At 48.1% G+C, this 11,904-nt stretch carries 11 protein-coding genes; 4 read left to right on the top strand and 7 right to left on the bottom strand.

The genetic code is table 11. The features are described from left to right. Positions 1-42 precede the first annotated feature (42 nt). On the bottom strand, positions 43-2,307 hold the full coding sequence (locus J0895_RS17835) for a RelA/SpoT family protein (protein ID WP_207089358.1): 2,265 nt from the start codon (positions 2,305-2,307) through the stop codon (positions 43-45). Positions 2,308-2,589: 282 nt separating this feature from the next. Here J0895_RS17835 and patD point away from each other — a divergent pair, with 282 nt between their 5' ends. The 3 genes from patD to J0895_RS17850 all read left to right on the top strand — a co-directional run bounded on the left by patD (position 2,590) and on the right by J0895_RS17850 (position 5,989). Continuing rightward, positions 2,590-2,961, top strand: coding sequence for a heterocyst frequency control protein PatD (gene patD, locus J0895_RS17840; RefSeq protein ID WP_207089359.1), 372 nt, complete (start codon positions 2,590-2,592; stop codon positions 2,959-2,961). Positions 2,962-3,072: 111 nt separating this feature from the next. Further along, positions 3,073-3,639, top strand: coding sequence for a zf-TFIIB domain-containing protein (locus J0895_RS17845; protein ID WP_207089360.1), 567 nt, complete (start codon positions 3,073-3,075; stop codon positions 3,637-3,639). Between the two features lie 694 nt (positions 3,640-4,333). Next, complete coding sequence (locus J0895_RS17850) at positions 4,334-5,989, top strand: dipeptide ABC transporter ATP-binding protein (protein WP_207089361.1); 1,656 nt, start codon at positions 4,334-4,336, stop codon at positions 5,987-5,989. Between the two features lie 428 nt (positions 5,990-6,417). Here the strand turns inward: J0895_RS17850 and J0895_RS17855 are convergent, their stop codons facing one another. The 3 genes from J0895_RS17855 to J0895_RS17865 all read right to left on the bottom strand — a co-directional run bounded on the left by J0895_RS17855 (position 6,418) and on the right by J0895_RS17865 (position 7,800). After that, on the bottom strand, positions 6,418-7,206 hold the full coding sequence (locus J0895_RS17855; protein WP_207089362.1) for a class I SAM-dependent methyltransferase: 789 nt from the start codon (positions 7,204-7,206) through the stop codon (positions 6,418-6,420). A gap of 176 nt (positions 7,207-7,382) precedes the next feature. Beyond that, complete coding sequence (locus J0895_RS17860) at positions 7,383-7,556, bottom strand: hypothetical protein (RefSeq protein ID WP_207089363.1); 174 nt, start codon at positions 7,554-7,556, stop codon at positions 7,383-7,385. 28 nt (positions 7,557-7,584) lie between these two features. Continuing rightward, positions 7,585-7,800 carry a hypothetical protein gene (locus J0895_RS17865; RefSeq protein WP_207089364.1) on the bottom strand — a complete coding sequence of 72 codons (216 nt, stop codon included), beginning with the start codon at positions 7,798-7,800 and terminating at the stop codon, positions 7,585-7,587. Between the two features lie 537 nt (positions 7,801-8,337). Between J0895_RS17865 and J0895_RS26490 the strand changes: the two genes are divergently transcribed. Then, complete coding sequence (locus tag J0895_RS26490) at positions 8,338-8,460, top strand: hypothetical protein (RefSeq protein WP_277989865.1); 123 nt, start codon at positions 8,338-8,340, stop codon at positions 8,458-8,460. Between the two features lie 5 nt (positions 8,461-8,465). Here J0895_RS26490 and moeB read toward each other — a convergent pair whose 3' ends face one another. The 3 genes from moeB to J0895_RS17880 form a co-directional block, all read right to left on the bottom strand. Further along, a complete protein-coding gene (gene moeB / locus J0895_RS17870; protein ID WP_207089365.1) occupies positions 8,466-9,638 on the bottom strand; it encodes a molybdopterin-synthase adenylyltransferase MoeB in 1,173 nt (390 codons plus the stop codon). 115 nt (positions 9,639-9,753) lie between these two features. After that, positions 9,754-10,221: a M67 family metallopeptidase gene (locus J0895_RS17875; RefSeq protein ID WP_207089366.1), complete on the bottom strand. Its 468-nt coding sequence runs from the start codon at positions 10,219-10,221 to the stop codon at positions 9,754-9,756. Between the two features lie 45 nt (positions 10,222-10,266). Next, a partial coding sequence (locus J0895_RS17880) for a CHAT domain-containing protein (RefSeq protein ID WP_207089367.1) occupies positions 10,267-11,904 on the bottom strand: 1,638 nt, incomplete at its 5' end.

Here is an 11,904-nt window from a genome sequence, read left to right on the forward strand (position 1 = left end):
AATGACCAATGACCAATGACCAATGACCAATGACCAATGACCTTAATCCGCAGCATTGCTCAGACGTCGCAGATTCAGCACGTCGCTGATTTGGCGAATTTGGTTAAAGGTGCGTTCGAGTTGGTGGCGATCGCAAATATCGATCCCTAGTTCGATGGTTGCCGGTTTACCCATATAGGTTTTCACGTTGGCGCTGCGGACGTTGACATTGTTATCTTTCAATCGAGACAAAATGTCATTGAGTACCCCGACGCGATCGAGCACTTCGATGGAAATCTCAATGGGATAGCTTTGAGGACGACCCTCGGAGCAATCCGTGGGATTCCAGTTGACGGGAACGAGACGATCGCCGGGAATCCCTTCAACATTGGAACAGCCTTGGCGATGAATGGAAATGCCCCGATCGCTCTGAGTGACAATCCCAATAATGGCTTCTCCGGGAATGGGGGAACAACATCGAGCCAGATGATAAACTAATCCCTCCACTCCGGCGATCGGGTGTTTCCCTTTCGTCGATGCCGGGGGAAGAGCGGCCCTGATAGTGACTCCTGGCAATAACAACGGCTGAGTCTGAGCCAAAGTTTGGCGATCGGTAACTTCACCTCGCAGGCGATGCACCACTTGATTTAGGGTGAGTTCTCCATACCCAACTGCGGCGAGTAAATCCTCTACACTGTGGTAATTGCAGCGTTGAGCCACTTGTATCATCTGTTCAGATTTGAGCAAGGATTCAAATCCATTTTTGCCCAGTTCTTTTTCCAACATATCCCGACCCCGTTGGACATTCTCATCCCGATGCGATCGCTTATACCACTGGCGAATTCGGGTTTTGGCCGTAGTTGTAATCGCGAAATTCAGCCAATCTAAACTCGGGTGACAATTTTTCTGCGTCAGAATCTCAACGATATCCCCATTATTTAAGGGAGTATCCAAGGTCACCAGTCGCTCATTGACCCGTGACCCGGCACAATGGTTGCCGACTTCGGTATGAATTCGATAGGCAAAATCGACCGGGGTTGCGCCTTGTTTTAACGAGATTAAATCCCCTTGAGGTGTAAAGACATAGACATCTTCATCAAATAAATTATCCTTAACATTTTCCAAATACTCCTGAGCATCTTTTAGGTCACTTTGCCATTCCAATAGCTGACGTAACCAGGTGAATTTCTCATCATCGTTATTGAGTTTACTGTAGCTCGATCCGGTTTCTTTATATTTCCAGTGTGCTGCGATCCCGTACTCGGCAACGTGATGCATTTCGACGGTTCGGATTTGCACTTCAATTGGCCTTCCTGTGGGTCCGAGGACGACGGTATGCAAGGATTGATAGCGGTTGGGTTTGGGCAGGCCGATATAGTCTTTGAATCGACCGGGTAGCGGACGGAAGGCATCGTGAGCGATCGCCAGGGCTCGGTAGCATTCTTCGCTTTTTTGGACGAGAATTCTCACCGCTGCTACGTCGTATATTTCTTCAAATTTTTTGTTCTGGCGCTGCATTTTCTGATAGATCCCGTACAGATGTTTGGGACGTCCGCTGACTTCCATGCAACCGATTCCCAGTTCTTCTAGGCGCAGTCGCAGGGTTTCGGTGACTTTATTCAGGCGGTTTTCGCGATCAATCCGTTTTTCTGCGACGAGATCCTGCATCTGGCGGTAGGACTCGGGTTCGAGATACTTAAAGGCTAAGTCTTCGAGTTCCCATTTAAATCGACCGATCCCCAGGCGATTGGCTAGGGGTGCAAAGATTTCGCGGGTTTCCAGGGCGATGCGCTGACGCTTGACATCGGCGAGGGATTCTAGGGTTCGCATATTATGCAGGCGATCGGCCAGTTTGACGACGATCACCCGAATATCTTTGGCCATTGCCAGAAACATCCGACGGAAGTTCTCCGCTTGCCGTTCGGTTTTGCTGGAAAAGTTAAATTTGGAGAGTTTGGTGACGCCTTCGACAAGCTGGCGGACTTCTTCCCCAAAGCGTTCTTGGATTTCTTCCAGGGTGACTTCGGTATCTTCGACCACATCATGCAAAAACCCTGCGGCTATCATGGCACTGCTGCCACCGAGTTCCCGCAGGAGTCCGGCGACGGCGATCGGATGGATAATATAAGGTTCGCCGGATTTGCGCCGCTGACATTCATGAAGTTGATAGGCAAATTCAAAAGCGCGACAGATCAGGGAGTTATCGTTCTGGGAGAGGTCGGGGTGGATTGAGGGGGGAGATTCATTATAGGAGATTAAACAGGTTTGCAGCCAGTCGGGAATCTCGACATCAAAGGAGCAGGTTGGAGCAACGGGGTTCATTATCATAAGACTGTCTGAAGGATTAACAATGGGGTGGGCTTGAGAAGGCTTATCAATTTTAAGGCATTTATTGTATCTGTAGATACAGAAAACCCGGAAATGAGGAGATAATAGCTGAGGATGTAGGGTCCTTATGGCGCGGGGGGCCGGAAATTTCTAAATCCCTAAGCTATTCACACCGGGCAAGACACTCTGCATCGCTCAGGCTTGCAATTTATATCTAAGTTAAAGTTTTATTAAATTGTACGGATTGCCTACTCTATCAATATAGACAACTTTCTTCAACTTATGCTGCCGGATCTTCATGCCCAGTGTTATCAAAATTTGATGCAAGCACTAAAGCAATTGGCGGAAACGGTCAATGGGCCGAATCCTGATCAAGCGACGGTGCGAGCCAGTACACTTGAAATGCAACAATTTTTTCAGGCGCAAATCTTGAGCTTAGGGATGGATGAGCTAGACCCCGTTATGGTGTCCCTGGTGCAGTCGTTCCAGACGGAACTGCATAAGCAGATGCGGTTGTTGGGAAATGACGTGATGTTTTTAGTCTCGGCCCGCCAACCGGAAACCCTTGAGCGACGTTGGTCTGAAATCCGCGATCGCCTTAAGAGTTGCATCGGCTACTGCGAAGCCATTTTGTCAATTCCCGCCCCCAATTAAGTTCCAGAGGCCAGGGTTAAGGTCCGGATTGGCGATCGCCCATCCTGGACTGTCTAGCCCCCATTCGTTCCAAGTCCCATTTTTGAAGGTGTAACCGGGAAAGAAAGAGCAATGCAATGCCCAAAAGATAAGAATGAGACCTTAGTCGATGGATTTTTGTCCGGGGATCTCCCCGTCAAACACTGTGTGGAATGTCAAGGCAGTTGGATTTCCTCAACCGAGTACGAACCCTGGCGATCGCAGCAACGTCGGCAGATGATCCCCGCAACCTACGTGACTCGCGAAGTCGGCACACATTTCATACCCCCTGAGTCGGACATGAAAGCGGGATTATGTCCGGAATGTAATCGCTATCTTTCCCGTTCCAAAGTGATGGCAAAAAACCCGTTTTATGTGGAACGCTGTCCCAGTTGTGGTGGGTTCTGGTGCGATCGCGGGGAATGGGAAATCCTCGAAGAACTAGGACTCCATGATAGCCTAGAACAGATTTTTTCGGGGGAATGGCAAGCCCGAGTGCGATCGGTCCTGCAATCCGAAAAAGAACGTGATGCCACCATCGACAAATTAGGTCCAGACGTTGCGGAAATGGTCTTCCAACTCGCGGAAGTTCTCGAACAACACCCAAATGGCGATTTCGGTGTCGCCTATTTAATGCGCCGCTTTGATAAACCGCAATAAGAATTGGGGGAGATTCAACGTCTTGACTTGCAGTCTTTTCCCCGTTCGTAGTAACGACTGAAGTCGGGACGTTGAACATCTCCCTCATCCTCCCCATCCACCCTATCCACCCTAGTAGGTTTTTACGTTCAGGGGGATTTGCCTCACAATTAAGAACACCTCCGGTTCCCTCCCCTTGGCAAGGGGAGGGTTAGGGTGGGGTCCTCCTGACGTGGCAAAGCCACGTCAGGAAGAATTAGTGGGTGGAGTGTCGGAGTGATACGGAATCCGGTACTCATAAACGTAATAAAGGACTCCCCCCTAAAGGCTTTCAGCTTTTTATAGGGTATTCCAAAAAATAAATCATTCCTATTCAGTTTTTAAAGGAGTAGGGTGGGCATTGCCCACATAGCTGTTCGGTGGCTTCACCACCCTACAATTGCTATTTTATTTTTTGGAGTTCCCATAGAAGACCTTTCGGTTCCGAATTCCGTATGACGTGGCTTTGCCACGTCACGAAGAAAGACGTTGGATCAGCCTTCATACAGGCGCGATTGCCGACTGTGAGTGCGTGACGTGGCAAAGCCACGTCAGGAGGACCCCACCCTAACCCTCCCCTTGCCAAGGGGAGGGAACCGGAGGTGCTCTTAATTGTGAAAAACCTACTATTGTAAGTCCACCCCACCTCCCCTCAAATAACCAACAACCAACAACCATGAATGACGCTTTATTTTTTGTAGAAAATCTGCGAGTTGCCTACCCTTCCGGACGCGGTGGGGGTGGGAGTGAGCCGGTTTGGGCGGTGGATGGGGTGTCCTTTACCCTGTCACCGGGGGAACGGATGGGACTGGTGGGAGAATCCGGCTGCGGGAAGTCTACTTTAGGACGTGCCGCGATGCGATTGCTGCCTCCCTCTAGCTTAGTCGAGGGACAAGTTTATTTTAAAGGTCAGTCCGTGTTTGGCTTGACGCCATCAGAGTTGCGCCGGTTTCGGGGAGAAGCGGTGGCCCTCATTTTTCAAGACCCGATGACGAGGTTAGACCCCCTGATGACGATCGGAGATCATTGTATAGAGACCCTGAAGGCTCATCAACCGAATTTAAGTCGAAAACAGGCCAAGGAGAAGGCGATCGCCACGTTGGAGGCGGTGAAGATTCCGGCAGTGCGATGGTCCCAATATCCCCATGAGTTTAGTGGGGGGATGCGTCAACGGGTGGCGATCGCCTTGGCACTGTTGCTCGATCCGAAGTTAATTGTCGCCGATGAACCGACAACCAGTTTAGATGTGACGGTTTCAGCGGAAATTTTACAGGAACTCACCCGCCTCTGTCGGGACCGGGATTTGGCCCTGTTGCTGATTTCTCACGATTTGGCAATGGTCGGGGAATATTGCGATCGCATTGCGGTGATGTATAAAGGGAAAATGGTAGAAACCGGCAAAACTCAAGAGGTTTTGTTTAATCCGCAACATCCCTATACACAATCGCTGCTCAAAGCTGCCTTACATATTCAGGCGATCGACCCGGATGCGGTACAAACTCCTCCTGATCTAAAATCTACCCCTCTACTCTCTCTGAAAGACTTGCAGCAATACTATACCCTAGAAACTAACTTACTCGATCGCTGGCTGTCGGGGAAACAAAACCAGACGATTAAAGCGGTGGATGGGGTGAATTTACAGATTTACAAAGGAGAAATTCTCGGGTTAGTGGGAGAATCGGGTTGTGGAAAAAGTACCCTCTCTCGCACAATTTTACAATTGGTGACCCCTACAGGTGGCAAAGTGGAATTTTTAGGTCAGGAACTCACCGAACTCTCCCGTCGGTCCATGCAGCAGCAACGCAGACAGATCCAGATGGTGTTTCAAGACCCCCACGCTTGTCTCAATCCGATGATGAGGGTGGGACAAAGCATTGCTGATCCGCTGTTTATTCATGATTTAGCCACGCAGGAGCAAGCTAAACAATTGGTGATGCAGATGTTGGAACGGGTGGGGTTAACTCCGGCATCGGATTTTTACGATCGCTATCCTTCGGATTTGTCTGGGGGTCAACAGCAACGGGTGGCGATCGCCCGCGCTTTGATTACTCAGCCCCAGTTACTGATTTGTGATGAGCCGGTGAGTATGTTAGATGCCAGCGTTCAAACTCAGGTGTTGGAGTTGATGTTGGAGTTAAAGCGGGAATTTGACCTGACTTATTTGTTTATTACCCATGATTTGTGGGTGGCGCGGTTTTTCTGCGATCGCATTGCGGTGATGAATTCCGGGCAAATTGTAGAACTCGGCAACACCCGCGAGATTTTCACTAATCCTCAGCATCCCTACACCAAAACCTTGCTCAGTGCAGCACCTCTGTTAGCCCGAACTTAATCAAAATTGGATCCATTGTTGGGTCAATTCGTCCTTTTCCTGCTATCGGGGGAGGGCGATTTTCATGGTAATTGACATAAGTATATTTGCTGGCTCAATATCATGAATATATAAAGTTTTATGTAACTTTCACTACAAATTGAGAGGTGATCGGTCATAATTAAACTAGATACCCTAAAACCCTTATTAAATTCGAGGATGGCAAGCATCTGATCTGAGTTAACAACCGATGGGATGGGAAGCCATATAAAACCATGACTCCTGAAATTATCAACAGCTTATGGATCTTGCTGGTCATAACGACATTCACCATCGTTTACTGTCCTTTACTCTGTTGGATTTTACCGGACAGAAGCGGCATCGCATAGGGGAAACCCCGGTTCAAATCTCTCACCCACGGCAACAAACCGTGGGATTTTTTGGGGAAGCTATCCTAATTTTTGGGCTCTAACTCGGATTCGTTTATAATCTGCAAACCAAGTCTCTTCTCGATACAATTGCGGTGACAGTTGAGTTTCAATATCGGCTATAATTTCCCCTTGTACCTCCTGGGAAATGTCTGCAAATAAGCTATTTCCAAACATGGCAATCCAATTTCTTAATCCGTTTTCTCCATCTTCTAACGGAGTCGGACGGTCAAATAATTGGGCAAAATCAACCTCAAATCCTCTAGTTTCTAACAAGGTGGTATAGGCACTAATACTAGGGAAATACCAAGGATTGAGAGAAATATCAAGGGGATAACCTGCGGATTCAATGCTTTGATAGCAAGCATGAATAATTTGTTTAACATTTCCTTTGCCGCCAAATTCGGCTACGAATAATCCACCGGGTTTTAGGGATTTAAAAATTCCATCAATGACGTTTTCGGCGGCCTTCATCCAGTGGAGTGCAGCGTTGGAAAAGACTTTATCAAATTGTTCGGAAAAGTCTAATTTTTGTCCATTTTTGACTTCAAACGTGAGGTGAGGATAGGACTGACGCGCTTGAGTAATCATCGCAACGGACTGATCCACGCCGATGACTTCAGCCCCAGCAATGGCAATTTGTTGGGCGAGATAACCCGTACCACAGCCTAAATCTAGGATGCGATCGCCGGATTGGGGTTGCAATAGTTCTAATAAATCAGTTCCATACTGACTGACAAATTCATGTTTGCGATCGTACAGTTCAGCATTCCATTCAGTTCGGTCTAATGGGGAAAATGGCAGGTTCATCTAGTTTCACCTTTATGATTCAATGTTCAACGTAACGACCGAAGTCGTTACTATGAACATCAATTAAATATTGTACTTCCTTGGGCCAAATTGTAGCGGTTGGCGGTGGGGGTGAGTGGTTTAAATTCTATGTGATGGGATGTCATCCTGGGTTGGGATCGTGTCCTGTTGGGGTTTCAGGTTTGCCACCCAACAGGAACAGAATTCGGAAATACGCAACCGAGGCGGAAGGAAAGACGAGAAGCAGTTTCATCGGTGGAATTGGCGATCGAGGGTATCATTCTGCCCTGAGATAGGGTGGCACTCAGGTTTGTGGGAAACCAGCGATCGCAAGGGTTTGCAAAAATCAAACGTTTTCCAGTTAATTGACTGATAAGTTTACCACCGAGTAGACCGTTCGCGGAAGCTTTCTAAGGAGGAGAGGAGATCGGGAAGATCCCGCAGCATTTTCTCCATTTCCATTTCTTCTTTTTCCCAAGCATTGCGACGACCAACTTCAGTCCGAGAGTCAGTTCGATAGTTCCGGGATGCGGTTGCAGACCCCTCAAGGGAGGTGGATTGATGTCGTTGGGCTTCAGAGGTGGGGCCTAGCATAGCGTTATCCTCAATAATGACGGTTTAAGGTGTTGGGGTTGATCCTACTGGATTATGTCCTTCCTCTTCTTAGTTTTCCCGATTTTGAGCTTAAATCAGCATTTTTTTTAAAATGCTTAATCCCCACGGGGATCAAGTGAAAATTTATCGCAGGATACTTGACAAGGGGTGGGATTTACCCATACTTAACTTTAGGATGGTCACCACATAACCAAAAGAATGCCCGATATTGTTGTCGATCGCCGGGATTATTTTTTGACTTGAATCAAGCTGAAACCGACTGAGGATTGCTGGGAACTGTCACGCAAACTTCATACCCATTTCATGCGAACGCAATATGGCCTGGATATATTAATCACTAGCTGGACGCAAGCAATGCCACCGGATTAGAGCGTTGACACCCTCTAATGTCATCGGCGCATTTCGTTTGGTTTGGTTCTTATGTCAGAGTTAAGTAAAGCGGAACTCAATCCTTGCATTCATTCAAAGATCGCTGGGTGAATGTCAGGATGGGTTACATCCAAAAATCATGCCCTTATGTCACATTTCCAACCCCTCCAGGCCCTCTGGGGGGTTTTTTGTGGATGCGATCGCCCCAGTTATTTTTCAGGGCGATCGCACTCAGTCAAAAAAACCAGTATTCTAGCCTTTCTGATTTGAATCCCTTAATACTGCGGCACCGACGGATCTACCTCTTGACTCCAGGCGTTAATTCCACCTTTGAGGTTCGTTCCTTCAATGCCTACTTCCTTCAAAATTCCCAGCGCTTTAGCCGATCGCCCCCCCATTTTGCAATGAGCAATCAAGCGATGACCATTTGCCAATTCTTTCACCTTCTCAACTCCCTTCCCTTGTTCAATATCCGGTAGAGGGACCAGAACTGAACCAGGAATTTGAGCAATCTCATACTCATTCGGGTTGCGAACATCAATCAGCACAAAATCTTTTGCACCACTGTCCATCAGTTGCTTGAGTTCAGTGGCGGTCATTTCTGAAATTTCCATTTGTTGTTGAGCCTCCGCTGCTTTTGCTTGAGTAATTCCGCAAAACTGTTCATAATCAATCAGTTCTTCAATCACGGGCCGAACGGGATTGGGCCGCAATTTCAACTCTCGGAATTTCATATCTAAAGCATTATAAAGCAAGAGCCGACCGCTGAGAGTGGTTCCGGTACCCGTAATAATTTTCACGGTTTCTGTTGCTTGAATCACCCCAATAATTCCCGGGAGAATGCCTAAAACGCCCCCTTCGGCACAGGAGGGGACCATTCCGGGCGGTGGCGGTTCCGGGTACAAGTCGCGGTAGTTAGGACCGCCTTGATAATTAAACACCGTTGCCTGACCTTCAAAGCGGTAAATAGAACCATAGACATTCGGTTTATCCAACAAGACGCAGGCATCGTTGACTAAGTACCGAGTGGGGAAGTTGTCGGTGCCATCTACGACAATATCGTAGGGTTTGAGGATATCTAGGGCATTTTCTGCACTTAATCGGGTGTTGTAGAGGTCAACTTGGCAGAAGGGATTAATCTCCAGAATCCGATTTTTCGCCGATTCAATTTTGGGTTTGTTGACCCAGGAGGTGCCGTGGATGACTTGCCGTTGCAGGTTGGAGGTATCTACGACATCGAAATCAACGATGCCAATTCGTCCAACACCGGCAGCCGCTAAATATAGCAGCAAGGGTGCACCGAGACCTCCTGTCCCGATACAAAGGACGCTGGCGGCTTTTAGGCGCTTTTGTCCTTCTACTCCAATTTCGGGTAGAATTAAATGACGGGAATACCGTTCGTAATCGTCTGAGTTTAACTGGATTTCGTCCAGATTGGGATTTAACATGGCATTGTTGCTTGGGCAGGGCAAACTCCTATTTTATCCAAATTTGTTAACAATTTTTGGCTTTGAGCGATCGCCGCAAAGTTTCTTAATGCCAAAGCGGGAATTCTTGCCCTTTCTAGGATTCAGCCGTTGCAATCACCAGGGGTTCGGGTTGGAAGTGATGGGTTTGGTCTAAAGTCCAGTTGGTGAGTTGGGTGGCTTGGCCTTGTTCTACAGCGACAATAATATAGGAGTATTCTGACCAAGCATATTCGCGATCGCACTCCGAGGGAATCGCGGGATAGTTGGGATGAGAGTGATAAATGCCGACAATTCTAAGCTGGCGATCGCGTCCTTGTTTCTGTGCTCTGAGGAGTTCTTTTGGATGTATAACATATCGGCGTTCTTTTGTCAAGGTGTCTGAGTCGGACAATTCCCTTGCAGTTTCTGGACTCCAGACATTTTCGGTTTCCCAGACTTCCACCACTGTTTTACCTGTGGGGGAAATCTCACCTAAAAGCAACCCACAGCACTCCTCTGGATAGGTGCGTTCCGCATGGGTGCGAATGGTGGCCTCGTGAGTTGCAGTTACAGTGAGAATCATCCCCTTATTCCAACTTGCGATCGACTCTGGACTTCTATTTTACCGTTACCAGGGACTACCAATTAGGGTAAATCCGGCCCAATAATAAGGATGAGTTAAATCCGTATTCTCCACCCCTACTAAATCCGCAGGCAGTTCTAACCCGCGCAAAGATCCGGTCCCTCGGAGTTCGCCATCGGCAATTTTGACCTCTCCCCGGAGTAGTGATAATTGAGCTTCTTGCAACGCTTCAGCTTTGATAGGTACCTCTGCCAGATGTTGATAAAATTCGGTCATTAGTGCCAAAGTTCCCTCATCACTAACATACCATAAAGATGCCAAGGCCGATTTAACCCCAGCAGCGAGTGCTAAACCAGCGAATCCTAATTCGGCAGTTTCATCACCGACGGCAGTCCGACAGGCACTGAGTACCAATAACTCAACTTGAGGATTGTTCCATCCTAGTGTGCGTAATTCATCCAGGTGTAGTTGTTCATTCCAGAGTTGGATAAACGAATTTTTTTGTTCACCCGGGTTAAATTCGGCGTGAGTTGCCAAGTGGATGATTTGATAGGGATATTCTTGGCGTTTGGCAATTAAATTTGTGCGAGTAAAGGATTCATTGAGCAATGCTTGACCCTGCCACAGTTTTTCGGTGATAGTGGAGAGTTCTAGGGGGACTGCGGGTAACGCATTCAGTTGGGTAAACTGACTTGCACCCATTGCTAAAACACGACTGTTGCGGAGGGAAATGTAACGCATATCGGTCAAACTGATGCTAGGAATTAGGGCGATCGCGTATTGTTCAATCAGAAATTTTTCCCCATCATGTAAAGCAGCAATGGGAAGACTCCGCAACCCGGCATCCATACTAAAGAGTAAGGTATCAATATTTTGCGCCGCTAATTCCTCTTGAATGGGAGCAATTAACCATTGATACAGGGTTTGTGCGGGGATTAAATATTGGTTGGTACTTCGGAAACGAGGATTGGAAATTTGCTGACGTAATTCAAATGCCGCTTGCAGGATTGCTTGCCGATTTGCTTCCGGAACTGTCTTGCGAATGGGAGTTCCCTCGGTTGTGACTACCACGATTTCTAATTGATCCGGCAATAATAAAGTATAGACGATCGCCGGGTTGGTGTTGGTTTGTTGGGTAATGTTCCCCAAGGTATCGCGAATGCTTTCCGTGGACTGGACAGGTTGTTGAGACAGATCGGTACCTAAGTAATCGGCAAATTGCTGATCCTGAAGGCGATCGAGTTGTAAGACAGCATTGCTGACATTTCCCACCTCTAGGGATTGGGTAATATTTGCCACATTCATGGGGATGGGTGGCGGTGCAACTTGTCCCCGTGGCAGATTGCCGCCAGGGGAAGGGGAATTCTCCTTGGGAGGTTGTGAGGGAGGGGTGTTGGGTGCAGGTTGCGGGGCGATCGCCCGTGAACTGCTGGGATTTGGACCAGCATGCGCAAGTGTGACAGAAGTTTGTACCCCCGGTCCAGACGGAGGGGGAGGGGGTTCTATGGTCAAAATAGGGGGTGGAGGACCCATCTCCGGACCATTAGGACGGGCGATCGCTGGGGTTGGGTTGCTTAGGCGATCGAGGTTGGCATTCGGTTGCGCTTGTCCAGGTTGTTGCTGTTGAGGTGTTGGCGGGGGTTGAGTTCCTCCTGTTGGCGGAGGTTGAGTTCCTCCTGTTGG

The sequence above is a fragment of the Phormidium pseudopriestleyi FRX01 genome (assembly GCF_017313335.1).
In the GTDB taxonomy this organism is placed as follows: domain Bacteria; phylum Cyanobacteriota; class Cyanobacteriia; order Cyanobacteriales; family Laspinemataceae; genus Laspinema; species Laspinema pseudopriestleyi.

Coding starts and splice junctions, on each gene's coding strand:
- J0895_RS17835 (WP_207089358.1), bottom strand. CDS start 2,307: ATGATAATGAACCCCGTTGCTCCAACCTGCTCCTTTGATGTCGAGATT.
- patD (WP_207089359.1), top strand. CDS start 2,590: ATGCTGCCGGATCTTCATGCCCAGTGTTATCAAAATTTGATGCAAGCA.
- J0895_RS17845 (WP_207089360.1), top strand. CDS start 3,073: ATGCAATGCCCAAAAGATAAGAATGAGACCTTAGTCGATGGATTTTTG.
- J0895_RS17850 (WP_207089361.1), top strand. CDS start 4,334: ATGAATGACGCTTTATTTTTTGTAGAAAATCTGCGAGTTGCCTACCCT.
- J0895_RS17855 (WP_207089362.1), bottom strand. CDS start 7,206: ATGAACCTGCCATTTTCCCCATTAGACCGAACTGAATGGAATGCTGAA.
- J0895_RS17865 (WP_207089364.1), bottom strand. CDS start 7,800: ATGCTAGGCCCCACCTCTGAAGCCCAACGACATCAATCCACCTCCCTT.
- J0895_RS26490 (WP_277989865.1), top strand. CDS start 8,338: ATGTCACATTTCCAACCCCTCCAGGCCCTCTGGGGGGTTTTTTGTGGA.
- moeB (WP_207089365.1), bottom strand. CDS start 9,638: ATGTTAAATCCCAATCTGGACGAAATCCAGTTAAACTCAGACGATTAC.
- J0895_RS17875 (WP_207089366.1), bottom strand. CDS start 10,221: ATGATTCTCACTGTAACTGCAACTCACGAGGCCACCATTCGCACCCAT.